Here is a 23,976-nt window from a genome sequence, read left to right as displayed (position 1 = left end):
GAGACCCAACGGGAGGCGAAGGCGAAGCCGAGCCGCCGTCACACCCCGACACCCCACCCCCAGCCAGGACGACGGCGAGCGCCACCACGCAAGCGCGCCACCGTGCGCGCGCACGACCCACCCACCACGACCAACGAACTCGACCCATCACGGTCCTCCCGAGAGACCGCGCCCGGACCAGGCGCTCTCGGAAACTAACCCCGCCCCGCTGCCGGCACCACCGCTGTGCGCAGACCGTCGATAACTGGTCCCGGCGGTCCTGAGCGCTAGCCGCGGAGGGCGGTGAGGAGGTGGTCCGTCATCTCCCGAGGTCGTACGGCGACCCGCACCCACGTCCCGTCCAGCCCCGGGAAGGTGTCCGCCCGGCGGACGGCGATGCCGCGCGCCCGCAGGCGTTCGTGGACGCCGGTCCCCGGCTGGGCGAGGACGAAGGAGGCGGAGGAGGGGAGGTGGGGGATGCCGAGGTGGGTGAGGCCCTGCTCGAGGTGGTGGCGCCAGTCCTCGATCGTGCGGGCGCGGCGGTGGGCCTCGTGCTGGGCGTGGGGGGAGAGGCAGGCCTCGATGGCGGCGGCGGCGGTGGTGGCGATGGACCAGGGGGTCTGGGTGCGGGCGAGGCCGGTGATGACGTCGGGGTCGCCGATGACATAGCCGGCGCGGATGCCGGGGATGCCCCAGTGCTTGGTGAGGGAGCGGATCACGAGGAGGCCGGGGAGGCGCTCGGGGGCGAGCGACTCGGGTTCGCCGGGGACGCAGTCCATGAACGCCTCGTCGACGACGACCAGGCGGCCCGGCCGCAGCAGCGCACGGACGGCGGCCGCCGGGTGCAGCACGCCGGTCGGGTTCGTCGGGTTGCCGACGACGACCAGGTCCGCGTCGTCCGGTACGGCGGCCGCGGTGAGCTCGAACGGCGGCGGCAGGATCACCGGGGTCACCGTGTGCCCGGCCTGCTCCAGGGCCGCATGGGGCTCCGTGAACTGAGGATGGACGACGACCGGCCGGCGCCACGCCCGCAGCCGGGCCACGAGCGTGAACGCCTCCGCCGCACCGGCGGTCACGAGCGCCTCGGTGAGGGGCCGGCCGTGGTGGGCGGCGACGGCGGCCTGCGCGCGGTCGGCCGACGGGTAGGTGCCGACGTCCGACAGGGAGGCGAGGAGGGCGGCGTCGAGCCAAGGGGGGCGCGGGCCGTCGTACACGTTGACGGCGAAGTCCAGCTCGGCGCCGCGGGCCTCGACGTCGCCGTGGTGCCGGAGGGGGTCAGCCACCGTGCACCGCCGCGGCGAAGCGCTCGGCCAGCTGGGGATGTCCTGCCCAGTGCGTGTGGAGGTACGACGCGTGCAGGCTCGCCGACGCGAAGCCCACTGCCGTGCCTTCGACCGTCCACGCCGGCGTCGCGCCGACCCCGGGCGTCACCGTCGTGCGGTGGAACTCGTGCCCCGTGACCTCCTCGCCCACCCGGGTGAGCAGGGTGCCGGCCGCGCCGGTGGCTGTCGGGTAGCGCAGTGTCAGCCGCGGGGTCATCGCCGCGTCGGCGTCGAGCACGCCCGCCATCGGCACGCCGTCGAGCGAGCGGCAGAGGTAGAGCAGGCCCGCGCACTCGGCGACCGTGGGCAGGCCGTCCCGGACGGCGTCCCGGATCTCCGCCAGCAAGGGGGTGTTCGCGGCCAGGTCCGCGGCGTGCACCTCGGGGAAGCCGCCGCCCAGGTAGAGCCCGGCCGTCCCGGGCGGAAGCGCGGGGTCGAGCGCCGGGTCGAAGGGGACGACGTCGCACCCGTGCGCGGCCAGCAGCTCCGCGGTCTCGGCGTACTGGAAGGTGAAGGCGCGGCCGGCCGCGACCGCGACACGCTTCCTCGACCCGGAGGAGGTCACCGGCGGCGACCACGGTGACGCATCCAGTGCCGGTGCGGATCGGGCGAGCGCCAGCACCGCGTCGAGGTCCACGTGCTCCGTGACGACCGCCGCGAGCCGCTCGACGACCGCCGCGGACTCGCCGCGCTCGGCTGCGGTGACGAGGCCCAGGTGCCGCGACGGCGTCGCGATCGAGGCGTCGCGCGGGATCACCCCCAGCACCGGCAGCGAGATCGATGACCGCACCTCCTCGGCATGACGCGGAGAGCCGGCCTGGTTGAGGATCACGCCCGCGACCGAGACCGTGGGGTCCCAGGTCGCCATCCCGTGCACGACGGCACCGATCGAGCGCGTCGAGCGGGAGATGTCCACGACGAGGACGACGGGCGTCCGGGTCAGTGCCGCGACGTGCGCCGTCGAGGAGAAGCCGGAACCGCCGATCCGCCCGTCGTACAGGCCCATCACGCCCTCGACCACCGCGACGTCGGCGTCCCGCGCACCGTGCAGCAGCAGCGGCGCGACGAGCGACTCCCCGACGAGGTGCGGGTCGAGGTTGCGCCCGGGCCGGCCGCAGGCCAGCGCGTGGTAGCCGGGATCGATGTAGTCCGGCCCGACCTTGTGGCCGCTCACGGCGTGCCCGGCGGCCGCCAGCGCGGCCATCAGGCCGGTGGCGACGGTCGTCTTGCCCTGCCCGGTGGCGGGCGCGGCGACGACGATCCGGGGGAGCGGAGTCACCACTCGATGCCCTTCTGGCCCTTCTGCCCGGCATCCATGGGGTGCTTGACCTTCGTCATCTCGGTGACGAGGTCGGCCGCCTCGATGAGCCGCGGGTCGGCCCGCCGCCCGGTGATGACGACGTGCTGGTGGCCCGGCCGGTTCGCCAGCGTCTCGAGGACGTCGTCGATCGACACCCAGCCCCAGTTGATCGGGTAGGTGAACTCGTCGAGCAGGTAGAGGTCGTGCGTCTCCGCCGCCATCCGCCGCTTGATCTCGGCCCAGCCCTCGGCGGCGTCCGCGGCGTGGTCGTCCTCGGAGCCGGCCTTTCGCGACCAGGACCAGCCGGAGCCCATCTTGTGCCACTCGATGCCGAGCTTCTCGAACGCCGTCTGCTCGCCCAGCCGCCACTTCGCGGACTTCACGAACTGGAAGACGCCGATGTTCCAGCCCTGGTTCCAGCCACGCAGCGCCAGGCCGAAGGCTGCGGTCGACTTCCCCTTGCCGTCGCCGGTGTGCACCATCACGAGCGGCCGGTTGCGGCGCTGGCGGGTGGTCAGCCCGTCGTCCGGTACGACGAGCGGCTTGCCCTCAGGCATGGTTCCTCCAGGTGTCGTGGTGGATCGCCTCCGCCAGCGGCCGGCGGGAGCGCCAGCCGTGCCGCTCCAGGTCGGGGACGGTCTCGAGGTGGCTCACGGTGCCCAGGCACAGCCAGGCGACGGGTCGTACGTCGGCGGGAATCCCCAGCAGGGACTGGAGAAACTCCTCGCGGTAGAAGGAGACCCAGCCCACGCCGAGGCCCTCGGCGGTCGCCGCGAGCCAGAGGTTCTGGATGGCGAGGATGGTCGAGTAGAGCCCCGCGTCGGCGATCGCGTGCCGCCCGAGGACGTGCGTGCCGCCGCGTGCCTGGCTGTGCGTGACGACGATCCCCAGCGACGACTCGCAGATCCCCTCGACCTTGATCCTGTCGAAGGTGGCGCGCCGCTCCTCCGGGAGCGAGGCCGCGAAGACCTCGCGCTCGGACGTCACGTGGTCGCGGAACGTGCGACGCAGCGCGGGATCGCGCACCACGACGAAGTCCCAGGGCTGCGTCATCCCCACGCTCGGGGCGCGGTGGGCGGCGTCGAGGACGCGCAGCAGCACGTCGTCGGCGACGGCGGCGCCGGTGAACTCGGCCCGGACGTCGCGGCGGCGCGCGATGACGTCGTACAGGGCGGCCGTCATGCCGCTCTCCGGGCGGCGTCGACCAGCGCCTCGGCGCTGACCTCGCCGATCGGGACGTGCTCCGCGCCGAGGTGCTCGGCGAGCGTTGCGGCGAGCCCCATCCGCATCGGACCGGACTCGCAGTCGACCACCACGCACGTCACCCCGGACTCGGCCAGGAGCCCCGCAGCCATGCGGGATCGGGCCACCGCGTCGGCGCCCGACGTCGCGCGCCCGTCGGTGACCACGACGAGCAGCGGACGGCGCTGCGGGTCGCGGGTGCGCTCGACGGAGAGCAGGTGCGCGGCCTCCAGGAGGCCCTCGGCGAGCGGCGTCCGGCCGCCGGACGGCAGCTCCTCGAGCCGCTGCGCCGCCGCGTCGACCGAGTGCGTGGGCGGCAGTGCGACCGCCGCCTCGGCGCCCCGGAACGTCACCAGGCCGACCTTGTCCCGGCGCTGGTAGGCGTCGAGCAGCAGGCTGAGCACGGCGGTCTTCACCTGCTCCATCCGCCGCCGCGCGGCCATCGAGCCGGACGCGTCGACGCAGAACAGGACGAGGTTGGACTCCCGCCCCTCCCGGACGGCCACCCGCAGGTCGGCCGGCCGGAGCACGAGCGGGCCGCTGCCCGCGCGGCCCCGGACCCGCTGGTGGCCCGCGGAGGCGCGGATCGTCTCGACCAGGTGGATCGCGCCGCCCTGGCCAGGCCGCGGCGTGGTGGCGCCGATCCGTCGGCCGTTGGTGGTGCGCGCCCGGCTGCGCCGGCCGGCGGTGCCGGTGCCGACGCCGTGGACGGTGAGCAGCCGGGTCCGGTAGGTGGCACCCGTCGGTGCGACGCTGCTCGGCGCGGGCGCGCTGCCGGCGCCGTCGGCACTGTTGATGCTGTCGGTGCTGTCCGTGCTGCTCGGCGGGACCGGCGGCGGGGGCACCTCCGTCTCGGGATCGCCGGCGTCGCCATCGGCGCCGGGCCCGCCGTCCTCGGGGGCCGGACCGTCCGGCTCGGGACCGTCCGGCTCGGGCTCGGGCTCGGGCGGCAGGTCGTCCTCGTCGCCGAGCGCCTGCTCGAGCAGCTCCTCGTCCAGCCCCGGCGCGTCGAACGGCTTGCGCCGGCGCCGGTGCGGCAGCGCGAGCCGCGCCGCGACCCGGATGTCATCCAGGGTCACCTGGGCGCGCCCGGACCAGGCGGCGTGGGCGACGGCGGTCCGGGCGGTGACGATGTCGGCACGCAGGCCGTCCACGTCGAAGGCGGCGCAGACCTCGGCGATCTTGAGCAGTCCCGCATCGGTGAGCCGGACCGAGCCGACGAGCGCCTGGGCGTCCGCGATCCGCGCGCGCAGCGCGGCCTCGGCCTCGGCGTAGGAGGCGGCGAAAGCGGCGGGGTCGGCGTCGTACGCCATCCGGCGGCGGACCACCTCGGCGCGCAGGGCCGGCTCGCGCGGCGCGGCGACCTCGACGGTGAGCCCGAAGCGGTCGAGGAGCTGCGGGCGGAGCTCGCCCTCCTCGGGGTTCATCGTGCCGACGAGGACGAAGCGCGCGGCGTGCTCGACGGAGACGCCGTCGCGCTCGACGGTCGCGCGGCCCATGGCCGCGGCGTCGAGGAGGAGGTCGACCAGGTGGTCGTGGAGGAGGTTGACCTCGTCGACGTACAGGATGCCGCGGTGTGCACGGGCCAGCAGCCCGGGCTCGTACTCGGCCTTGCCCTCGGCGAGCGCGCGCTCGAGGTGCAGGGAGCCGAGGACCCGGTCCTCGGTGGCACCGACCGGCAGCTCGACGAGCCGGACCGGCCGGGTCTCGACCGCCACGTCGGGCCCGAAGGGACCGTCGGGGGACAGGCCCGCGTCGCGCGGGTCGGACGAGAAGCGGTCGCCGGCGACCACGTCGATCGGCGGCAGGACGGCGGCGAGGGCGCGGACGATCGTCGACTTCGCCGTCCCCTTCTCGCCGCGCACGAGGACGCCGCCGACGTCGGGCGCGATCGTCGTGAGGATCAGCGCGAGGGCCATCGGGTCCGGTCCGTCCGGGCCGTCGGCCCCGACGACCGCGCTGAACGGGAACTGCTGGCTCATCGCAGGCGCTCCTTTCGAGCAACACGTTCGGTGGAGTAGAGGTACGACTCGGCGTCCGACGCCGAGCCGAGGGCGGGGCCGACGAGGATGACGGCCGCCTGGCGCAGCCCGGCCTCCTCGACCAGGTCGGCGATCGTGCCGACGGTGGCGCGCAGCACGAGCTCGTCGGGTTGCGACGCGCGCGCGACGACAGCGACCGGGCACGTTTCGCCGTAGTGGGCCGCGAGCTCGGCCATGAGCGCCCGGGTCCGGGTGATCGCCAGGTGCAGCACGAGCGTCGCGCCGGTGGCGGCGAACGCGGTGAGCGACTCGGTCGCCGGCATCGCGGTCGAGCGCGCCTGGGTCCGGGTCAGCACGACCGACTGCGCGACCAGCGGCACGGTCAGCTCGCGACCCACCACGGCCGCGGCCGCCGCGTACGCCGGGACGCCGGGCGTCACGTCCCACGGGACCTCGGCCGCGTCGAGCCGCCGGGTCTGCTCGTGCAGCGCCGAGTAGAGCGAGGGATCGCCCGACGTCAGCCGGACGACGTCCTGGCCGGCCGCGTGCGCCGCGACCAGCCGCGCCGTGATCCGGTCGAGGTCGAGGTCCTGCGTGTCGACCAGGTCGGCGCCGGGCCGGCAGTGGGTGAGCACCTCGGCGTCGAGGTAGGTGCCGGGGTAGAGCACCACGTCGGCAGCGCCGAGCAGCCGCGCGGCACGCAGCGTGATGAGGTCGGCGGCGCCGGGACCGGCGCCTACGAAGTGCACGGTCACTGCAGGTGCTCCTTGGTCCAGGCCCACTGCACGACGGCGCGCGCGGGCGTCCACCCGGTGAACCGTCCGCCGAGGGGGGTGACGTGCTCGACCGCGAGCCGGGTGAGCTCGCCGCCGTGGGCGTGGAAGGCGTCGACGAGCAGCCGCTCGGTCTCGAGCGTGACGCCGTGCGCGACGAGCCGGCCGCCGGGTGCGAGGGCGTCGCGGCACCGGTCGAGAAGGCCGGGCGCGGTCGCGCCGCCGCCGACGAACACGGCGTCGGGACGGGGGAGTCCGGTCAGGGCGTCGGGTGCTCGCCCGGTGACGACGTCGAGCCGCGGAACGCCCAGCCGGGCGGCGTTCCGGCCGATCCGGGCGGCTCGCTCGGGGTCGGCCTCGACGGCGACGGCGCTCGTGAGCGGGTGCGCGCGCAGCCACTCGATCGCGACCGAGCCGGCGCCCGCGCCGACGTCCCACAGGAGCGCGCCGGGGACCGGCGCGAGCCGGGACAGCGCACTGGCGCGGACGTCGCGCTTGGTGAGCTGGCCGTCGTTCTCGAAGGCGTCGTCGGGCAGGCCCGTGGCCCAGGACGCGAGCCCGGTGCCGGCCACCTCCAGGGCGAGGACGTGCAGCCGGGGCACCGGTCCGGGATAGCGGGTGTGGGTCTCGTCGTCGCTGCCCAGGTCGCCGAGGACGTGGATCGCGGTGCCGGCGAAGCCCGCCTCGTCGAGGATCGCGGCGACGGCGGCAGGCGTGGTCTCGTCGGACGACAGCACCAGCAGCCGGCGTCCCGGGGCGAGCTCGCGGCGCAGCGCGTCGGCGTCGCGGCCGACCAGCGTCACGACAGCGGACTCCTCCGCGGACCAGCCCATCCGGGCGCGGGCGAGCGCGACCGACGACACCGCCGGTACGACGGCCACCGCGTCGGTGCCGAGCATCCGGATCAGCGTCGTCCCGATCCCCGACACCAGGGGGTCGCCGGACGCGAGGGCGACGATCGTGCGCCCGGCGTGCTCGCGCAGCACGTCCGGCAGTGCGGCCATCGGGCGCGGCCACGGCCGGCGCACCTGCCCGGGGACGGCGGGCACCAGCGCGAGGTGGCGCTCGCCCCCCAGCAGCACCTCGGCCCGGCCGACCAGCGCGCGGCCCGCGGGCGGCAGGTGACCGTCGGCGGTGATGCCGACGACGGTGAGCACGGGGGTCAGTCCACCCATCGCGGCGTCCAGACCGTGCCGTCGGGCTCCACGCGGGTGGTCGATGCGCCGACGATGAGCAGGCACTTCATGTCGATGCTGTCGGTCTCGAGCGCTCCGAGCGTGGTGACGGTCAACGACTCCTCGGCCCGGCCGACGTCGCGGCCGACGACCACGACGGTGTCGGGGGAGCGGTGCTCCAGCAGCGTCTTCTGCATCGCGACGACCTGCTCGCGCCGCGACCGCGAGGCCGGGTTGTAGATGCCGAGCACGAGGTCCGCCTCGGCGATCGCGCGCAGCCGGCGCTCGACGACCGCCCACGGCTTGAGCCGGTCGGAGAGGCTCACCACGGCGAAGTCCGCGCCGATGGGCGCGCCCGCGCGGGCCGCGACGGCCTGGACCGCGCTCACGCCGGGCAGCACCCGCACCGGGACGCCGGCGTGCTCCGGGTGCGCCGGGTCGGCCGCCGCCTCGAAGACCGCGGCCGCCATGCCGAAGACGCCCGCGTCGCCGCCCGAGACGACGGCGACCCGCTCGCCGCGCAGCGCCAGGTCGAGCGCGAACCGGGCCCGGTCGACCTCGACCGTGTTGCCCGACGCGTGCCGCTGCAGCCCCGCTCGCTGGGGGACGCGGTTGACGTAGGGGGCGTAGCCGACGACGTGGTCGACCTCCGCCAGCGCTGCCGACGCCTCGGGCGTGAGCCAGCCGTCCGGACCGGGACCGAGCCCGATCACCAGCAGCTCCGCGGCGGCGGGGTTCTCCTCGCTCACGGTCTCGGGCGCCAGCGCCCCGGTCCGCATCCGGGCCGGGGTGGCGGGCCGCGCGGAGTCGCCGGGCACCACGATCAGCGAGAAGTACGGCACCGCGGCGGGGTCGACCTCGGCGACCGGAAGCCAGGTCTCCTCGGGCTGCGACGCGCGCTCGACGTACAGCGCGCCGTCGAGGCGGCCGGCCTGGGCGAGCGCGGATCGGACGGCAGGGAAGGTCCGCCCGAGCTTCATGATCACCGCGGCGTCGGTGTCGGCGAGACGGCGGGCGAGCTCGGCCTCGGGGAGCGTGCCCGGCAGCACCGTCAGGACGTCGTTCTGCCGCACCAGCGGCGCGGGGACGGTCGCGGTCGCCGCGGCGAACGCGGGCACGCCCGGGACGACCTCGACGTCGAACCGGTCGCGGAAGCGGTCGACGAGGTACATCGACGAGCCGTAGAACAGCGGGTCGCCCTCGGCCAGCAGGACGACGTCGCGGCCGGCGTCGAGGTGCGCGGCCAGCCTGGCCTCGCACTCGTCGTAGAAGTCGGCCAGCGCGCCGACGTACCCGCCGGGGTGGTCGGTCGCGCCGGTGGTGACCGGGTAGCGCAGCTCCTCCTCGATCGCCTCGGCGGGGATCAGGTCCGCGGCGATCCGGCGGGCGTGCGACTCCTTGCGGACCCCCGCGTGGAAGGCGACGACCGGGGCCGCGCCGATGAGCCGCTCGGCCTTGCGGGTGATGAGCTCGGGGTCGCCGGGGCCGATGCCGACGACGAGGAAGCGCCCGCGGGTGCTGGTCACTCCTCCTCCTGGGCCAGTGCGTTGACCGCCGACGACGCCATCGCCGAGCCGCCCCGGCGGCCGCGGACGGTGACGAACGGGATGTCGATCCCGTGGTCGTCGGCGAAGGCGGCGAGCGCGTCCTTGGACTCGGCGGCACCGATGAAGCCCACCGGGCACCCGACGATCGCGGCGGGGCGCGGGCCGCCGTCGAGGATCGTCTCGAGCAGGTGGAAGAGCGCCGTGGGGGCGTTGCCGATGGCGACGACCGCGCCGTCGAGGTAGGGCTCCCAGAGCGAGACCGCCGCCGCGGTGCGGGTCGTCGACCACTGCCGGGCCAGCGCGGGGACGCGCTCGTCGGTGAGGAAGCAGTGCACCGGGTTGTCGGCCGGCAGCCGGCCGGCGGTGATGCCCATCGCGACCATCCGCGCGTCGCACAGGATCGGCGCCCCGGAGTTCAGCGCGGCCCGGGCGGCCGGGACCAGGCGGGGGTGGATGACCAGGTCGTCGACGAGGTCGGTCTGCCCGCTGCCGTGGATCATCCGCACCGCGACCTTCTCGGCCTCGGCGGGCACCCGGTCGAGCGCGGACTCGCGGCGGATCGTCGCGAACGAGTCGACGTAGATCGCCGGTCCGTCGGCGATGTAGTCGTAGCGACGCGGGGGAGCGGTGAGTTCGGTCATGCGGCTTCCTCGGGGATGAGCACGCCGTGCCATGGCGTGACGATCACGGTGGGTGCGGTCCAGCTGGCGATGGTCGACGGGTCCAGCCCGTCGTCGGGTACGGCGACGTGCCGGCCGCCCGCGACCGGCCCGAGGGGGAGCGGTCCGGTCGCGACAGTGGCGCCGGCGGCGGCGGGGACGGGTGGAGCGAGCGGGCGGGCGAGCTCGGGGACGTGCCAGGGCGCGTCGGGCCGGGCGCCGCGGGCGGCCAGGAAGTCCCGGGCGAGCGCGACCAGGGCGGCGGGTGCGTCGGCCAGGCCGACCACCGCGCCCCACTGCTCGCCGACCCGCAGCTGGGCGGTGGTGGCGTCGAGCGCGACCAGGCCCAGGTCGAGGTGCTTGTCGGTGAGGTCGCCGCGCCCGTCGTCGAGCGTGAACAGGAACCGGCCCGGCAGCGCGGCGAGCGCGGGGTCGGCCAGCAGCAGCGTGTCGAGCGCGGCGAGCACCGGTCGCAGGTCCGCCCGGCCTCCGGCGAGCCCGGTCTGCGGCGAGACCAGCACGTTGCGGACCCGGTCGTGGGAGCGCGAGGGGAGCAGCCCGGTCGCCTCCAGCGCGGCCAGCGCCGGCGGCGCGAGCGAGCCGTCGGCGTCGAGGGGCATGGAGCGCACCTGGAGGTTGGCCCGGCCGGTGAGCCGGACCCGCCCGTCGCCGTACTGCTCGGCGACGGCGGCGAGCGCTCGCAGCGCGCTCAGCCGGACCCGGCCGCCGGGGACGCGCACCCGGACCAGCCCGCCGTCGTCGGCGGGCCAGGGGTGCACGATGCCCGGGCACCGGTCCGGACGGCTGCGAGCCATGGGTGGAGTCCTTCGAGGCCGGGGCTCCTCGCGATCGCCCCACATCGACCTCGCGACGGTTCGGTCGCAAGGGCCAGCAGGTCTTCGGACTCGGGATCTCCCGGTTCGGAACGTCTTCCCAGATCTCCGAGGAGATCCAGTGACATCGTGCTCCGCCCGTCACCCACACCGCTGCGCGTCAGTCCCGGACTCGCACCGGGTTCCCTTCGCTGGCGCCGGTCACTCTAGCAATCCGGTTCTGTCGCCCGTCCTCGGTAGCCTGGCCGGCATGCCCTCCCTCAAGGACGTCACCGACCTGGTCCACGGCTGGTACCCACCCGCCACGGCCGACAGCTGGGACGCCGTGGGGCTGGTCGCGGGCGATCCGGAGCAGCCGGTCAAGAAGATCCTGCTCGCCGTCGACCCCGCCCCCGCGGTGGCCGCCGAGGCCGCGGACTGGAAGGCCGACCTGCTGATCGTGCACCACCCGCTCTTCCTCAAGGGCGTGCACGGCGTCGCCGCCACCACGCCCAAGGGGCGCACGCTGCACACCCTGCTCAAGGCCGACTGCGCGCTGCTGACCGCCCACACCAACGCCGACCAGGCGCTCGGCGGGGTCTCCGAGGCGTTCGCCGTCGCGCTCGGGCTGGGCGAGCTGCGCCCGATCCTGCCGGCGCCCGAAGAGGCGCTCGACAAGCTCACCGTCTTCGTCCCCGACGACGCCGCGGCGCCGGTCCGGGCCGCGATCGCCGAGGCCGGCGCGGGACGCATCGGCGACTACGACTTCGCCTCCTTCACCAGCGCGCCCGGCGAGGGCCGGTTCCGGCCGCTCGACGGCGCGAACCCGATGATCGGCACCGTCGGCGAGCTCGCGACCGTCGACGAGGTGCGCATCGAGGTGGTCCTGGCCCGCGACCTGCGCCCGGCCGTGGTCCGGGCGATGCTCGCCGCGCATCCCTACGAGGAGCCGGCCTACGACGTCGTCGAGCTCGCCGACCCGGCGCTCGCCGAGACCGGCACCGGCCGGGTGGGCGTCGTCGCGCCGACGACGCTGGGCGACTTCGCCGAGGTGGTCAAGAAGGCGCTGCCCGAGACCCACCACGGCGTCCGCGTCGCCGGCGACCCGGACCGTCCCGTCAAGCGGGTCGCGGTCTGCGGGGGAGCGGGCGACTTCCTGCTCGACCGGGTCGCGGGCCTCGACGTCGACGTCTACGTCACCAGCGACCTGCGTCACCACCCGGCCGCGGAGTTCGTCGAGAAGGGCGGTCCGGCGCTCGTCGACGTCGCCCACTGGGCGGCTGAGTGGACCTGGCTTCCGGTGCTCGCCGAGCGCCTGCGCGCCGCCCTCGGCGACGCCGTGGAGACCCGGGTGAGCGCGGCGGTCACCGATCCTTGGACAATGCACCTGTGAACGCCGATCCCGCAGCCCAGCTCCGCCTGCTCGACCTGCAGGCGCTCGACTCCCAGGTCGACCAGCTGCGCCACCAGCGCAGCAACCCCGCGGAGGCCGCGGAGATCAAGGACCTCCTCGGCAAGCGGGCCGACGTCGACGGGCGACTGCGCGACCAGCGGATCGTCGTCGACGACCTCGCCGCGGCCCAGGCCAAGGCCGACGCCGACGTCGAGCAGGTCAAGGCGCGCCGCACCCGCGACCGCGACCGGATGGACTCCGGCGCGATCAGCAACCCCAAGGACCTCGAGCGGATGCAGCACGAGCTCGCGTCCCTCGAGCGCCGCATCTCCACGCTCGAGGACGAGGAGCTCGAGGTGATGGAGCAGCTCGAGGAGGCCCAGTCCGGCTTCGCCGAGCTCACCGCCGCCATCGACGACCTCGACGCCCGCCTCGGCGTGCTCACCACCGCCCGCGACGAGAAGACCGCCGTGATCGACGCCGAGATCGCGTCCGTCTCCGCCGGCCGGGCCGCGATCGTGGCCGAGCTCCCCGCCGACCTCGTCGCGCTCTACGAGAAGCTCCGCGCCAGCAAGGGCGGCGTCGCGGTCGGCGCGCTGCGCGCCCGCCAGTGCGGCGGCTGCCAGCTGAGCCTCGACGCCGGCGAGCTCTCCGACATCCGGGCGACGCCTGCCGACGTCGTGCTGCGCCACGAGGAGTGCCAGCGGATCCTGGTCCGCACGCCCGAGAGCGGCATCTAGTGGCCGCCGCGCCCCGCCGGGTGGTCGTCGAGGCCGACGGCGGGTCCCGCGGCAACCCCGGTCCGGCCGCCTACGGCGCCGTCCTGCGCGACGCCGCGACCGGTGCGGTCATCGCCGAGGACGCCCGCACGCTCGGCATCGCTACCAACAACGTCGCCGAGTACTGCGGCCTCGTCGCCGGCCTGCAGCTCGCCGTCGACCACGCGCCGGGCGCGTCCGTCGAGGTGCGCATGGACTCGAAGCTCGTCGTCGAGCAGATGTCCGGGCGCTGGAAGATCAAGCACGCCGACATGCGCACCCTCGCGGCCGAGGCGGCGGCGATCGCGCCCGCCGGGACGACGTACACCTGGGTGCCGCGGGCCGAGAACTCCCACGCCGACCGGCTCGCCAACGAGGCGCTCGACGGCGTCCGCGAGGGCGTCACGGTGGCCGACAGCCCCGGGAGCAGCGTGCCCGGCGACGGCATCCCCGACGAGCCGGAGTCCGCGGCCGAAGAGGCGTCCTCGCCCTCGACCGGGCCCGGCCAGCCGACCACCATCGTCCTGGTCCGCCACGGCGTCACCCCCCACACCACCGGCCGCCGGTTCTCCGGAGGACTCGGCGGCGACAACCCGTCGCTGTCCGACGAGGGCCGCGCCCAGGCCGCCGAGGTCGCGGCCTGGCTCACCGAGCTGCGCGAGAGCATCGACGTGGTCGTGGCCTCGCCCGTTCGTCGTACCCGCGAGACGGCCGACATCATCGCCGCCGAGCTCGGCCTCCCCGTCGCCGAGGAGCCCGGCTTCGCCGAGATGGAGTTCGGCGAGTGGGACGGCCTCACCTTCACCGAGGTCGCCGAGCGCGACCGCGCCCGCCTCGACGCCTGGTTCGCCGACATGGCCTCCGCACCCCCGGGCGGCGAGTCGTTCGTCGCCGTCCGCGAGCGCGTCCTGGCCGGCCTCGACCGCCTGCTCACCGAGCACGCCGGCCGGACCGTCGTCCTGGTCAGCCACGTGACGCCGATCAAGACCCTCGTCGCGCACGCCCTCGACGCCCCGCTCGAGACGCTCTTCCGCATGGAGCTCGCCCCGGCCGCCGTCTCGGTGCTGGCGTTCTACGCCGACCCGCGCACGGGGGAGCAGAAGGGCTCGATGAGGTTCTTCAACGCGCTCGCGCCCGGCCGCCGGACCCTCCGCGACACCGGCCGCTGGTGACCGTCGTACCGGACAAAATGGTCGTGGACCAGGCGATTTCACGACCATTCTGTCCGGTACGACGGTGGGCCAGCCAGCGTTCGCGGTCGGCCAGGCTGAGCGCTCGTCGCTGATCGACGGTCGAGGTGTCGACCCACCCCGGTGGTTGCCTGACGGTCCAGCGCCGCGGGCCGTCACCGTGACGGGCCCGCTGTCGCTCGTACGCGCTGTCGAGACGGCGCTCGAACCGCTGCTGCTCACCCCGGCCCGCCATCATGACGACGACCTCGATGCCCAGGCGGCGCGCCAGCTCCTCGCGCTCGAGGTCCCGGCTGCGTCGCCGACCCTCTTCGTGCACGCGTCCGTCGTACTCGCCGGCGACCCCCGCCCGGACGTCGAGCAGGTCGGGCGTGAAGAGATGCCGGCCGGTCAGGTCGAACACCGGCGCGTTGCACATCAACGGCCGCGCCCGGCGCTCCTGCCAGAAGCGCCGCATGACGACCTCCATCGGCGACCACGCATTCTCCTCCGCGACGTCGAGCGCCCGCTGGAGCCGGACCTTGCCGGGGCGGCTGATCAGCCGAGCGGTGTAGTCCCGCAGCTCGGCGAGGCTGACGAGGTCGTCGTACGCCGCCATCTCGATCGCCCGGAGTGCTTCGATCTCGCCGTTCGCGACCCGCGCCGCGTAGGTCACCGACCGGACCGGGATGGTGATGGGCAGACCGTCGACGACGGTGACGTCGCCGGGCAGTAGCCAGTCCTCCGAGACGACGACGCCCCGGCGCCGGCGCCGGACGTGCTGGTCACCGACGGCGACCGGGACGGGCAGCGGAGCGCCGTCGCCGTCCACACCGTCGAACCAGCGGGCGCCGAGCCAGTGGAGGGCCGCCCAGCCCGTGGCCGCGCCGCCGTCGGGAAGCGCGGCGACCGCCTCGACGATCCGCTGGGCCACGGTGTCGGCCACGCCGTCCGGCCGGTACAGCCCGGGCGCCACCCTGGTCCAGGACGGCCCACGGATCTGCCCGCGGGTCGGGCCGGTCTTGCCGTCAGGGTCGACACGCGCCGGTACGACGACGCCCGGCCGGCTGAGGTGGAGCTCCATGCGGAGAGCATCCGCCGATCACAGGATCCGTGCGTCAGCCTCTCCACAGGCCCGTCGTACCGGACAAAATGGTCGTGAAAACCGCCAAATCACAACCATTTTGTCCGGTACGACGGGTGGCACGGTCAGAGCTCGCTGACGACGACGTCCAGCTGGGTGCCGCCCTTGCCCGGCGCACCCATCTCGACCGCCCACCCCAGCCGGCCGAGCGTCTCGGCAAGTGCCTTCGGGGTGCGGGGGTCGGCGCCGTCCTCGAGCAGGGCACGCACGATCCGGCCCTTGGTCGCCTTGTTGAAGTGGCTGACCACCTTGCGGGTCCCGTTGTGCTCGTGCAGGACGCGCACGGTCGCCACGCGCGGGGCGAGCTCGGGGCCGGGCCTCCAGAAGCTCGCGTACATGCCCGAGCGCAGGTCGACGAGCAGCCCGCGCCCGAGCGCCGCGGTCATCACCGGGCCCAGCGCCTCACGCCAGACCGCGGCGACGGGCCCGAGGTGGGGGAGCGAGGCGTCCCCCGAGAGGCGGTACGACGGGATGCGGTCGCCGAGCCGGACCATCCCGAACAGGCTGGAGGCGACCGCGAGCCGCGAGGTCGCCCGCCGCTTGGCCGACGAGGACATGCTCGCGACGTCGAGGGCGTCGTAGAGGACGCCGGTGTAGATCCGGTCCGCGCGCGCGGTCGGCGCGTCCGGCAGGTCGGCATTGCGCAGCACGAGGTCGGCCTGTCCCGCCGAGAGGCCGAGCACCTCGGCCGCCTTGGCCGGGTCGTCGCGGCACAGCGAGACCAGCGCGTCGAGGACCTGCTGGCGCGCGCCGGTCAGCTCGGGGAGCGACAGGCCGGACAGGTCGAGCGGCGCCCCGCGGGTCGGCACGGACTTGCCCTCGCTCGGCGGCAGCAGGATCAGCACGGCCGCAAGGATAGGCTCACCGGCATGCCGAGCAACGTCGTGGTCCGGGTCAGGACGAGCTCCCCCGAGCTGCAGCAGGGACTCGAGGCGATCGCCAAGGAGCTGGACCTGCCCGGAGACTTCCCGGCCGAGGTCACCGCCGCGGCCGAGCGGTCCGCGGCGGACGTCGTCCTGCCGGAGCTCGACCGCACCGATCTCCCGTTCCTCACCATCGACCCCGCGGGCTCGATGGACCTCGACCAGGCGCTCCACATCGAGCGCTCCGGCCCCGGCGGCAAGGGCTTCCGCGTCCACTACGCGATCGCCGACGTCGCCGCCTTCGTCCGACCCGGCGACCCGGTCGACGTCGAGGCCAACCGCCGCGGCGAGACGCTGTACGGCGCCGGCACCCGCATCCCGCTCCACCCGCCCGAGCTCTCCGAGGCCGCCGCCTCGCTGTTGCCCGACCAGGTCCGCCCGGCACTCCTCTGGACGCTCGACGTCGACGCCGCCGGCACGCTCACCGAGGTCCGGGTCGAGCGGGCCCGGGTCCGCTCCACCGCCCGCTGGTCGTACGTCGACGCGCAGAAGGCGCTCGACGACGGCTCGGCCCCCGACGTGATCACCCTCCTGCGCGAGGTCGGCGAGCTGCGGAACCAGCAGGAGGTCGCGCGCGGCGGCATCTCGCTGCCGCTGCCCGAGCAGGAGGTCGACGAGTCCGACGGCGGCCTGCGGCTGGTGTTCCGCGAGCAGCTCCCGGTCGAGCAGTGGAACGCGCAGATCTCGCTGCTCACCGGCATGGCGGCGGCGAAGCTCATGATCGGCGCGAAGGTCGGCATCCTCCGCACCCTGCCCCCGCCCGACCCGCGCGACGTCGCCCGGCTGCGCCGGGTGGCCAAAGGCCTGCGGATCTCCTGGCCCCACGACCTCGACTACCCGGGCTTCGTGCGCTCGCTCGACCCGGCCGTCTCCGAGCACCAGGCGATGGTCGTGGCGTGCACCCGGCTGCTGCGCGGCAGCGGGTACGCCGTCTTCGACGGCGAGCTGCCCGAGCAGACCCGGCACTCCGCGATCGCCGCCGAGTACGCCCACGTCACCGCGCCGCTGCGCCGGCTCGGCGACCGCTACGCCGGCGAGGTCTGCCTCGCGATCTGCGCGGGCACCGCCGTGCCCGACTGGGTGCTGGCCGCACTGCCCGGACTGCCCAAGACGCTGCAGGACTCGGCCCGCCGGGCCGGCTCCTACGAGCGGGCGGTGCTCGACCTCGTCGAGGCCGCCGTGCTCGCCGACCGGGTGGGCGAGACGTTCGACGCCGTCGTGACGAGCGTCCGCGACGACCATCCCGACTCCGGCGTCGTCGTGCTCGCCGAGATCGGCGTCGAGGCGCCGGTCACCTCCGACGGCGGCGCCGCGCTCCCGCTGGGCGACGACGTCCGGGTCACCCTGGCCAGCGCCGACGTGGCGGCCCGCAAGGTCGCGTTCACGCTGTCGTGAAGATCCTCGTCACCGGCGGGGTCCGCTCCGGGAAGTCCCGCCACGCCGAGTCCCTCGTCGCCGACGGGGAGGTCACCTACGTCGCCGCCGGTCCCGTCTACGACGACGCCGACTGGGCCGCCCGGATCGCGGCCCACCGCGCCCGCCGCCCGGCGTCCTGGACCACCGCCGAGACCCGCGACGTCGCCGGGGTGCTCCGCGCGGCCGGCGACGCGCCGGTCCTCGTCGACTGCCTCGGCACCTGGCTGACCGGCGTGATCGACGACGCCGGCCTGTGGGAGGCGCCCGTCGAGGAGGTCGAGACCCACGTCCTCGGCCTGCTGGAGGACGTCGTCGCCGCGCTCGCCGAGCGCGGACCCGGTTCGGGGCACGTCGTCCTGGTCACCAACGAGGTCGGCCTCGGCGTCGTCCCGGAGCACCGCTCGGCGCGGCTGTTCCGCGACCTGCTCGGCACCGTCAACCAGCGCGTCGCCGAGGTCTGCGGCGAGGTGCACCTGGTCGTCGCCGGCCGGGTGCTGCGGCTCTAGGCGGAGCCGCCCCGCTCAGGCGCCGGCGAGACCGAGCAGCAGCACGGCGAGCGCGAGCTCGATCCCGGCGCCGAAGACGTCGCCGGTGACGCCTCCGAACCGGCGCACCGTGTGGGCGGTGAGCGCGGCGACGACCAGACCCGCGACCGCGACGCTCACCGGGCCGCGGACCGGGTCGACGAGGACGGCGAGCGCGGCCAGGCCGATCCAGCCGAGCGCCGCGACGGTGACCGGCACCCGACGGGTGAAGGTCACACCGAGGCCGTCCTCGCGGGCCGGAGGCACGAGCGAGCACGCGGTGATCCAGAGCGCCGCGCGCGATGCGCACACCGCGGCGCCGGCCACGACGGCCGAGCGGACCTCGCCGCCGAGCCCGACGAACCACATCAGCCCCGCGGCCTGCGCGCCCAGGACGAGCACGAGCGCGGCGACGCCGGCCGGGCCCGCCGTCCCGCTCTTCATGACGGCGAGCGAGCGCTCGCGGTCGTAGGAGGAGGTGAGGCCGTCGGCGACGTCGGAGAGCCCGTCGAGGTGGAGCGCCCGGCTGCCGACCGCGAGGACGGCGAGCGCGGCGAACGCCACGCCGAGCGCGGGCAGGTCGAGCCGCCCGCCCGCCCACACCACCACGCCGACGAGCACGCCGAGGGGCAGCACGGCCAGCGGCGCGAGCAGCAGCGCGCCGGTCGCGACCCCCGGCGTCACACGGAGGACGATGGGCACGCGCAGCGCGGTCAGCATCCCGATCGAGAGCCGCAGGCTGCGGCCGACGACCGCGACGTTCACGGCGCCGCTCACTCGGGCGGCATCAGGTCGGCCAGCAGCGCGACGTCGCGGAGCAGGGCGACCGCCGAGCGGAGCACCGGGACGGCGGCGACCGCGCCGGAGCCCTCGCCCAGGCGCAGGCCGAGGTCGAGCACGGGGGACAGGCCCAGCTTGTCGAGCGCCAGCGCCTGGGCGGGCTCGGTCGAGCGGTGGCCCGCGGCGAACCAGGCGGTCGCGCCGGGCGCGAGCTGCTCGGCGTAGAGCGCGCAGGCGACCGACATCAGCCCGTCGAGCAGCACCGGGACGCCGCTCTCGGCGGCCTGCACGAGGTAGCCGACGGTCGCGACGAGGTCGGCGCTGCTGAGCGCGGTGAGCGCGTCCATCGGGTCGGCGATCCGGTCGCCGACGCGGTCGAGCGCCTGCTGGACCAGCGCCTGCTTGTGCCGCAGCGCCGCGTCGTCGACCCCGGTGCCGCGACCGGTCACCTCGGCGGCGGGCAGGCCGAGCGCGGCCGCGACCATCGCGGAGGCAGGCGTGGTGTTGCCGATGCCCATGTCGCCGGAGAGCAGGAGCTGAGCGCCCGCGGCGATCTCCTCGCGGGCCACCGTGCGGCCGACCTCGAAGGCCCGGGCGGCCTCGTCGGCGCTCAGCGCGTCCTCGAGGTGGATCGCGCCGCTGCTGCGCCGCACCTTGTGGGCCGTGACGTCGGCGGGGACGCCGTCGAGGTCGTCGTCCACCCCGAGGTCGAGCACCCGCACGTGGACGCCGTGCGCCGCCGCCAGCGCCGACACGCCGGCCTTGCCGAGCACGAACGTGCGGACCATCGCCGGCGTGATCGCCGGGGGATAGGCCGACACGCCGTGCTGCGCGACGCCGTGGTCGCCCGCGAAGATCACCAGGCGGACGTCGTCCAGCGGCGCGGGCGGGCAGGTGCCCTGGGTCGCGCTGACCCACACGCCCAGCTCGCCGAGCCGCCCGAGTGCGCCGGCCGGGGTCGCGAGACCGGCGAGGCGCTCGGCGGCACGGGCACGGACCTCGGGAGCGGGCGGCGGCACGGCAGCGGCGGCGGCAGTCATGCCCCGCAACCTAGCCTGGTTCCGCCTATCCTCCCGACGTGGCCCACTCCGTGCTGGCGGTTCCCGTCGCGGCGCTCGAGCCGTACGTCCGCGCCCGCTGGGAGCACTACGACCCCGCCTGGACGTCTCGCGATCCGGCCTTCACCCACGCCCACATCACCCTCCTGGCGCCCTTCCTGGCCGCTCCGAGCGCCGCCGACCTCGACCGGGTCGCCGAGATCGCCCGCACCACGCCGGCCTTCGACTTCCGGCTCGCCGAGGTCGCGGCGTTCCCGGACGGCATCGTCCACGCCGTCCCCGAGCCCTCCGGACCCTTCGCCGAGCTCACCGCGCGACTGTGGCGCGCCTTCCCGCAGTGCCCGCCCTACGAGGGGGAATTCGCCGACACGGTGCCCCATCTGACCCTCGACCGGCTCGGCCCGGAGGTGTCCGTGGCGTCGGTCGAAGCCGATCTGGCGAGGGTTCTCCCGGTCACGGTCCGGGCCGACCGGATCGAGCTGCATTGGTACGAGGAGATGAACTGTCGATTTCTCCTCGGCTGGTCATGCGGCAGATGAGCCCTGGCGGTGCTAGCGTTGGTCGCGTTGAAAGGGATCGCAAGATCCCCCCGGGCCCGCAAGTGGGTCCGGAACATCTCGTGGTACTTGGTCTTCGGTTCAGCTGGGCATCAGGGCGGTACAGATGTTTCAGCACCCGGTGTCGGCGCCCGCCGACACCACGCAACACGAACACCAAGGAGAAAATCATGGCTCAGGGCACCGTCAAGTGGTTCAACAGCGAGAAGGGCTTCGGCTTCATCGCCCCGGCCGACGGCACCCCGGACGTCTTCGTCCACTTCTCGGCCATCCAGGGCAACGGCTACAAGTCGCTGGACGAGAACCAGCAGGTCGAGTTCGACGTCACCCAGGGCCCGAAGGGCCTGCAGGCGGAGAACGTCCGCCCGCTCTGATCAGCCCCGCTGATCAGGACTGACGACATCGTCACGAGCCCCCGGCGCCGCTCTGCGGCACCGGGGGCTCGGTCCTTTTTCGTCTCCCGGGGCTCCGGCCGGCTCAGTGGGCGAGCTTGAGGCCGACCACGCAGCCGATCAGCCCCACGATGAGCGCGATCTTCACCACGCTCACCGACTCGTCACCGGACGCCATCGCATAGGCGACCGTGAGCGCCGCGCCGATCCCGACCCACACGGCGTACGCCGTGCCGACCGGGAGGGTGCGCATCGCGTAGGCCAGTCCGCCCATGCTGGCGATGATCGCCACCACGAACACGGCCGACGGCACGAACCGGGAGAAGCCCTCCGACCGGCCGAGCGCCGTGGCCCACACCGCCTCCAGGACACCTGACACCACGAGCACGAGCCACGCCATGACCACTCCTTCGTGGCCGTCTTGTCGCGCTCCGGGTACGGCTCCCTCGTCCGGCGGCCGGTCCCCGGCCGTGCTTCCCAGACTAGCCTGACCGCATGCGTGCTCTCGGGGTGAGGCGGTGGACGGCCCTCGGCGTCGCCGCCGTGGTCGTGGTCGTCGCCGGCGTCGTCACCACCTGGCTGCTCCTGCGCGACTCCGGCCCGGACGGCGACCGCGACGCCGGCATCGATCCGGTCGAGATCCCCAGCGCCCCACCCGGCAACCCCGTGCCGTGGTCGCACTCCGCCGTCACCGGCGCCCACGTCCAGGTCTCCTACGACGGCAGCGCCTGCCAGAAGTCCAACGGTGCCGTCGCCACCGAGCACGCCGACCGCGTCGTCGTCACCGCCTACGCCCAGGTCGAGCCGGGCGTCTGCATCCTCACCGCCGTGCGCTACGACGTCACCGTCGACCTCGACGAGCCGCTCGGCGACCGCCCCCTCTACGACGGCGCCTGCCTCGAGCAGGGCCGCGCCGCCGGCACCGCCCTCGACCCCGCCTGCCTGCGCACCCCTCCCGCGTAGCCTTCGCCCATGCGGCTGCTGCTCAACCTGATCTGGCTGGTTCTCGCCGGCTTCTGGATGTTCCTCGGCTACCTGCTCGCCGCGGCCCTGTGGTGCCTGACCATCGTCGGCATCCCGTTCGGCGTGGCGTCGTACCGGATCGGGCGGTACGCCCTGTGGCCCTTCGGCCGCGAGGTCGTCCTCAAACCCGGCGCCGGCGTCGGCAGCGCGCTCGGCAACGTGCTGTGGTTCGTCTTCTCCGGCCTCTGGCTCGCCATCGGGCACGCGATCACCGGCGTCCTGTGCTGCCTGACCGTGATCGGGATCCCGCTCGGGCTCGCCAGCTTCAAGCTGATCCCGGTCAGCCTGCTCCCGCTCGGGCGGGAGATCGTCGACTCCGACGACCTGCGGAACGCGGTGGCGTCGTACGGGCGCCGGACGGGCGTCTGATCTTTGCCGAACCGCCAGCGCCCGGCCCCGACCTGGCCTACGGTTCCGCCCATGACCCCCCGCCGCATCGCTTCCGCCGTCGCCGTCCTCGCCCTGACCGCCCCTGTCGCCACCACCCTCGCCGCCGCCCCGGCGTCCGCGTCGGCCGGGACCGGCAAGTACTACAGCAGCTGCGCCAAGCTCACCCGGGTCTTCCCGCACGGCGTCTCCAAGAGCCGCGCGGCCGCGATGAAGCAGGTGCGCGAGGGGTACGGCGCGCCGGCGTACGGCAAGAAGGCGCGCGAGACCTACGCCCGCAACAAGTCCCGCCTCGACCGCGACGGCGACGGCACCGCCTGCGAGCGCTGACCGGCACCCGCGCCTAGGCTGGCGCGGTGAGCGACGCGCTGGACGACGGACCGTTCTTCCACGGCACCAAGGCCGACCTGCGGACCGGGGACCTGCTCACCGCGGGCTTCCGGTCGAACTACCGGCCCGAGGTCGTGATGAACCACGTCTACTTCACCGCCCTCGTCGACGGCGCCGGCCTCGCTGCCGAGCTCGCCCCCGGCGACGCCCCGCCGCGGGTGTACGTCGTCGTCCCCACCGGGGAGTTCGAGAACGACCCCAACGTCACCGACAGGAAGTTCCCCGGCAACCCCACGCGCTCCTACCGCAGCCGGGAGCCGCTCGAGGTCGTCGGCGAGGTCACCGACTGGACCCGGCTCACGCCCGAGGCGCTGCAGGGATGGCGCGATCGCCTCGCCGAGCTGGCCGCCGACGAGCGGGGCGAGATCATCAACTGAGCAAGCCCCGTCGTCGTACGCATCGGCCCTGACCGGGTCGGAGTCCGCCTCTCGACCCGGCCCGGGCCTCGCCGAGGTCGTCACGGGACGACACCGACTCGTCAGGGCACTACCCGAACCGGGCGTGTCCATCCCCGGCGACGGGGGCCGGCGGCTGCCACCCGACCCGGTGCGCGGCACCGACGGCGGCGAGCTGCGAGCTCGTCTCGAGCTTGGCGAGGATCGCCTTGACCTGGGTGCGCACGGTGGCCTGCGACACGAACGAGGCGCGCGCGATCTCGCCGACGGTCGCGCCCGTCATGAGCGCGCCGAGGATCTCCGACTCCCGCCGCGTCAGCCGGCCCAGCCGGGCCCGGATCGCCCGCCGCTCCTCGCGCTCGGCCCGAGCGCTCGCGACGAGGGCCGCCCGCTCCGCGGGACTCATCAGCGGGACGCCGTCGCGGACCCGCTCGGCGGTGGCGACGACCTCGTCCAGCGTGCACGCCTTGTGCAGCACACCGCGCGCGCCCTGCTCCAGCACCCGCCCCCACCGGTCCCGCCCGTCGCTCTCGACGAGGACGACGACCGCCGCGCCCGACGCCGCCAGTGGCGCGATCAGCCGGGTGCTGTCGCCGAGCCGCCCGAGGCTCTCGTCCAGGAGCACCAGCCGGGCCGCGCTGCGCAGGCTCTTCGCGAGGATCCCCGCCAGGCACGCGTCGGGCTGCCAGGGCTCGACCTCCGACACCACGTACCCCTCGTCCTCGAGAACGAGGGAGAGCGAGTCGGCGAAGAGCATGTGGTGATCGATGATCGTCACCCGCATCGCGCGGCCCGTTGCTGTTGCTGTCGTTACCGTCTTCTGCTGCACCACCGTCGGCCTCCGAACGTCGTGATCGACGTCGAACTCGCGACTGG

Annotated in this window: 25 protein-coding genes, 1 pseudogene and 2 riboswitches; of the genes and pseudogenes, 11 read left to right on the top strand and 15 right to left on the bottom strand. The window is 74.8% G+C overall.

What is annotated here, in order from left to right; translation table 11 throughout:
* Positions 1-266: 266 nt before the first annotated feature.
* The 9 genes and pseudogenes from cobBC to BM223_RS24410 form a co-directional block, all read right to left on the bottom strand.
* A pseudogene (cobBC, locus tag BM223_RS30265) lies at positions 267-2,583 on the bottom strand (bifunctional hydrogenobyrinic acid a,c-diamide synthase/histidinol phosphate aminotransferase CobBC).
* Positions 2,577-3,158, bottom strand: a complete 582-nt coding sequence (cobO, locus tag BM223_RS24445) for a cob(I)yrinic acid a,c-diamide adenosyltransferase (protein ID WP_038679923.1) — start codon at positions 3,156-3,158, stop codon at positions 2,577-2,579. The pseudogene cobBC and the gene cobO overlap by 7 nt, the downstream one beginning before the upstream one ends.
* On the bottom strand, positions 3,151-3,783 hold the full coding sequence (bluB, locus tag BM223_RS24440; protein WP_038679921.1) for a 5,6-dimethylbenzimidazole synthase: 633 nt from the start codon (positions 3,781-3,783) through the stop codon (positions 3,151-3,153). Before bluB ends, cobO begins: the two co-directional genes overlap by 8 nt.
* Positions 3,780-5,825 (bottom strand): VWA domain-containing protein, encoded by a 2,046-nt coding sequence (locus BM223_RS24435; protein ID WP_038679919.1) that lies wholly within the window; start codon positions 5,823-5,825, stop codon positions 3,780-3,782. Before BM223_RS24435 ends, bluB begins: the two co-directional genes overlap by 4 nt.
* Complete coding sequence (cobM, locus tag BM223_RS24430; RefSeq protein ID WP_174823557.1) at positions 5,822-6,580, bottom strand: precorrin-4 C(11)-methyltransferase; 759 nt, start codon at positions 6,578-6,580, stop codon at positions 5,822-5,824. Before cobM ends, BM223_RS24435 begins: the two co-directional genes overlap by 4 nt.
* Positions 6,577-7,773: a precorrin-6y C5,15-methyltransferase (decarboxylating) subunit CbiE gene (cbiE, locus tag BM223_RS24425; protein WP_052138795.1), complete on the bottom strand. Its 1,197-nt coding sequence runs from the start codon at positions 7,771-7,773 to the stop codon at positions 6,577-6,579. The genes cobM and cbiE overlap by 4 nt, the downstream gene beginning before the upstream one ends.
* On the bottom strand, positions 7,761-9,299 hold the full coding sequence (gene cobJ, locus BM223_RS24420; protein ID WP_038679917.1) for a precorrin-3B C(17)-methyltransferase: 1,539 nt from the start codon (positions 9,297-9,299) through the stop codon (positions 7,761-7,763). Before cobJ ends, cbiE begins: the two co-directional genes overlap by 13 nt.
* A complete protein-coding gene (locus tag BM223_RS24415; protein ID WP_038679915.1) occupies positions 9,296-9,961 on the bottom strand; it encodes a precorrin-8X methylmutase in 666 nt (221 codons plus the stop codon). Before BM223_RS24415 ends, cobJ begins: the two co-directional genes overlap by 4 nt.
* Positions 9,958-10,794, bottom strand: coding sequence for a nitrite reductase (locus BM223_RS24410; protein WP_038679913.1), 837 nt, complete (start codon positions 10,792-10,794; stop codon positions 9,958-9,960). The genes BM223_RS24415 and BM223_RS24410 overlap by 4 nt, the downstream gene beginning before the upstream one ends.
* A 58-nt stretch (positions 10,795-10,852) precedes the next feature.
* Positions 10,853-11,023, bottom strand: a riboswitch (cobalamin riboswitch).
* A 39-nt stretch (positions 11,024-11,062) separates the two neighbouring features.
* Here BM223_RS24410 and BM223_RS24405 point away from each other — a divergent pair.
* Genes BM223_RS24405 through BM223_RS24395 form a run of 3 tightly spaced genes read left to right on the top strand, consistent with a single transcriptional unit; the run spans position 11,063 to position 14,114 of the window.
* Entirely contained in the window at positions 11,063-12,184 is a 1,122-nt protein-coding gene (locus BM223_RS24405; RefSeq protein ID WP_038679911.1) for a Nif3-like dinuclear metal center hexameric protein, read from the top strand.
* Positions 12,181-12,924 carry a zinc ribbon domain-containing protein gene (locus tag BM223_RS24400; protein WP_038679909.1) on the top strand — a complete coding sequence of 248 codons (744 nt, stop codon included), beginning with the start codon at positions 12,181-12,183 and terminating at the stop codon, positions 12,922-12,924. The genes BM223_RS24405 and BM223_RS24400 overlap by 4 nt, the downstream gene beginning before the upstream one ends.
* Positions 12,924-14,114, top strand: coding sequence for a bifunctional RNase H/acid phosphatase (locus tag BM223_RS24395; protein WP_052138794.1), 1,191 nt, complete (start codon positions 12,924-12,926; stop codon positions 14,112-14,114). Before BM223_RS24400 ends, BM223_RS24395 begins: the two co-directional genes overlap by 1 nt.
* Here BM223_RS24395 and BM223_RS24390 read toward each other — a convergent pair.
* Positions 14,062-15,195: a hypothetical protein gene (locus tag BM223_RS24390; protein ID WP_075018750.1), complete on the bottom strand. Its 1,134-nt coding sequence runs from the start codon at positions 15,193-15,195 to the stop codon at positions 14,062-14,064. The two genes, BM223_RS24395 and BM223_RS24390, sit on opposite strands and share 53 nt — an antisense overlap.
* A 125-nt stretch (positions 15,196-15,320) precedes the next feature.
* On the bottom strand, positions 15,321-16,100 hold the full coding sequence (gene yaaA / locus BM223_RS24385; protein ID WP_038679908.1) for a peroxide stress protein YaaA: 780 nt from the start codon (positions 16,098-16,100) through the stop codon (positions 15,321-15,323).
* 24 nt (positions 16,101-16,124) lie between these two features.
* Here yaaA and BM223_RS24380 point away from each other — a divergent pair, with 24 nt between their 5' ends.
* Together BM223_RS24380 and BM223_RS24375 are read left to right on the top strand one after the other, a co-directional pair.
* The gene (locus BM223_RS24380) at positions 16,125-17,573 is read left to right on the top strand and encodes an RNB domain-containing ribonuclease (RefSeq protein ID WP_038679906.1); all 1,449 of its coding nucleotides are present in this window, start codon (positions 16,125-16,127) and stop codon (positions 17,571-17,573) included.
* Positions 17,570-18,100: a bifunctional adenosylcobinamide kinase/adenosylcobinamide-phosphate guanylyltransferase gene (locus tag BM223_RS24375; RefSeq protein WP_038679903.1), complete on the top strand. Its 531-nt coding sequence runs from the start codon at positions 17,570-17,572 to the stop codon at positions 18,098-18,100. The genes BM223_RS24380 and BM223_RS24375 overlap by 4 nt, the downstream gene beginning before the upstream one ends.
* A 15-nt stretch (positions 18,101-18,115) precedes the next feature.
* On the opposite strand, the gene BM223_RS24370 is transcribed toward BM223_RS24375, so the two are convergent.
* Positions 18,116-18,895 (bottom strand): adenosylcobinamide-GDP ribazoletransferase, encoded by a 780-nt coding sequence (locus BM223_RS24370; RefSeq protein ID WP_235318936.1) that lies wholly within the window; start codon positions 18,893-18,895, stop codon positions 18,116-18,118.
* Complete coding sequence (cobT, locus tag BM223_RS24365) at positions 18,892-19,938, bottom strand: nicotinate-nucleotide--dimethylbenzimidazole phosphoribosyltransferase (RefSeq protein WP_038679900.1); 1,047 nt, start codon at positions 19,936-19,938, stop codon at positions 18,892-18,894. Before cobT ends, BM223_RS24370 begins: the two co-directional genes overlap by 4 nt.
* A 38-nt stretch (positions 19,939-19,976) precedes the next feature.
* Between cobT and BM223_RS24360 the strand changes: the two genes are divergently transcribed.
* Together BM223_RS24360 and BM223_RS24355 are read left to right on the top strand one after the other, a co-directional pair.
* Positions 19,977-20,495 carry a 2'-5' RNA ligase family protein gene (locus BM223_RS24360; RefSeq protein WP_038679898.1) on the top strand — a complete coding sequence of 173 codons (519 nt, stop codon included), beginning with the start codon at positions 19,977-19,979 and terminating at the stop codon, positions 20,493-20,495.
* Between the two features lie 188 nt (positions 20,496-20,683).
* Complete coding sequence (locus BM223_RS24355) at positions 20,684-20,887, top strand: cold-shock protein (RefSeq protein WP_038679896.1); 204 nt, start codon at positions 20,684-20,686, stop codon at positions 20,885-20,887.
* 103 nt (positions 20,888-20,990) lie between these two features.
* Here the strand turns inward: BM223_RS24355 and BM223_RS24350 are convergent, their stop codons facing one another.
* Entirely contained in the window at positions 20,991-21,305 is a 315-nt protein-coding gene (locus BM223_RS24350) for a DMT family transporter (RefSeq protein WP_038679894.1), read from the bottom strand.
* 9 nt (positions 21,306-21,314) lie between these two features.
* Positions 21,315-21,379, bottom strand: a riboswitch (guanidine-III (ykkC-III) riboswitch).
* A 21-nt stretch (positions 21,380-21,400) separates the two neighbouring features.
* Between BM223_RS24350 and BM223_RS24345 the strand changes: the two genes are divergently transcribed.
* The 4 genes from BM223_RS24345 to arr are packed head-to-tail and all read left to right on the top strand — an operon-like array spanning position 21,401 to position 23,082.
* Positions 21,401-21,868 carry a hypothetical protein gene (locus BM223_RS24345; RefSeq protein ID WP_141267721.1) on the top strand — a complete coding sequence of 156 codons (468 nt, stop codon included), beginning with the start codon at positions 21,401-21,403 and terminating at the stop codon, positions 21,866-21,868.
* A gap of 9 nt (positions 21,869-21,877) precedes the next feature.
* On the top strand, positions 21,878-22,297 hold the full coding sequence (locus tag BM223_RS24340) for a YccF domain-containing protein (RefSeq protein ID WP_038679891.1): 420 nt from the start codon (positions 21,878-21,880) through the stop codon (positions 22,295-22,297).
* Positions 22,298-22,348: 51 nt separating this feature from the next.
* The gene (locus tag BM223_RS24335; protein WP_038679889.1) at positions 22,349-22,645 is read left to right on the top strand and encodes an excalibur calcium-binding domain-containing protein; all 297 of its coding nucleotides are present in this window, start codon (positions 22,349-22,351) and stop codon (positions 22,643-22,645) included.
* A gap of 26 nt (positions 22,646-22,671) precedes the next feature.
* Positions 22,672-23,082: an NAD(+)--rifampin ADP-ribosyltransferase gene (gene arr, locus BM223_RS24330; RefSeq protein ID WP_038679888.1), complete on the top strand. Its 411-nt coding sequence runs from the start codon at positions 22,672-22,674 to the stop codon at positions 23,080-23,082.
* 109 nt (positions 23,083-23,191) lie between these two features.
* On the opposite strand, the gene BM223_RS24325 is transcribed toward arr, so the two are convergent.
* A complete protein-coding gene (locus tag BM223_RS24325; RefSeq protein WP_038679886.1) occupies positions 23,192-23,884 on the bottom strand; it encodes a helix-turn-helix transcriptional regulator in 693 nt (230 codons plus the stop codon).
* Positions 23,885-23,976 lie beyond the last annotated feature (92 nt).

This window comes from Pimelobacter simplex (genome assembly GCF_900114845.1).
Taxonomy (GTDB): domain Bacteria; phylum Actinomycetota; class Actinomycetes; order Propionibacteriales; family Nocardioidaceae; genus Nocardioides; species Nocardioides simplex.
This window is presented reverse-complemented; position numbering and strand designations above follow the sequence as displayed.

Coding starts and splice junctions, on each gene's coding strand:
- BM223_RS24355 (WP_038679896.1), top strand. CDS start 20,684: ATGGCTCAGGGCACCGTCAAGTGGTTCAACAGCGAGAAGGGCTTCGGC.
- cbiE (WP_052138795.1), bottom strand. CDS start 7,773: ATGGGTGGACTGACCCCCGTGCTCACCGTCGTCGGCATCACCGCCGAC.
- BM223_RS24410 (WP_038679913.1), bottom strand. CDS start 10,794: ATGGCTCGCAGCCGTCCGGACCGGTGCCCGGGCATCGTGCACCCCTGG.
- bluB (WP_038679921.1), bottom strand. CDS start 3,783: ATGACGGCCGCCCTGTACGACGTCATCGCGCGCCGCCGCGACGTCCGG.
- BM223_RS24350 (WP_038679894.1), bottom strand. CDS start 21,305: ATGGCGTGGCTCGTGCTCGTGGTGTCAGGTGTCCTGGAGGCGGTGTGG.
- BM223_RS24380 (WP_038679906.1), top strand. CDS start 16,125: ATGCCGAGCAACGTCGTGGTCCGGGTCAGGACGAGCTCCCCCGAGCTG.
- cobO (WP_038679923.1), bottom strand. CDS start 3,158: ATGCCTGAGGGCAAGCCGCTCGTCGTACCGGACGACGGGCTGACCACC.
- BM223_RS24405 (WP_038679911.1), top strand. CDS start 11,063: ATGCCCTCCCTCAAGGACGTCACCGACCTGGTCCACGGCTGGTACCCA.
- BM223_RS24335 (WP_038679889.1), top strand. CDS start 22,349: ATGACCCCCCGCCGCATCGCTTCCGCCGTCGCCGTCCTCGCCCTGACC.
- BM223_RS24325 (WP_038679886.1), bottom strand. CDS start 23,884: ATGCGGGTGACGATCATCGATCACCACATGCTCTTCGCCGACTCGCTC.
- BM223_RS24415 (WP_038679915.1), bottom strand. CDS start 9,961: ATGACCGAACTCACCGCTCCCCCGCGTCGCTACGACTACATCGCCGAC.
- BM223_RS24345 (WP_141267721.1), top strand. CDS start 21,401: ATGCGTGCTCTCGGGGTGAGGCGGTGGACGGCCCTCGGCGTCGCCGCC.
- BM223_RS24340 (WP_038679891.1), top strand. CDS start 21,878: ATGCGGCTGCTGCTCAACCTGATCTGGCTGGTTCTCGCCGGCTTCTGG.
- BM223_RS24435 (WP_038679919.1), bottom strand. CDS start 5,825: ATGAGCCAGCAGTTCCCGTTCAGCGCGGTCGTCGGGGCCGACGGCCCG.
- BM223_RS24390 (WP_075018750.1), bottom strand. CDS start 15,195: ATGGAGCTCCACCTCAGCCGGCCGGGCGTCGTCGTACCGGCGCGTGTC.
- cobT (WP_038679900.1), bottom strand. CDS start 19,938: ATGACTGCCGCCGCCGCTGCCGTGCCGCCGCCCGCTCCCGAGGTCCGT.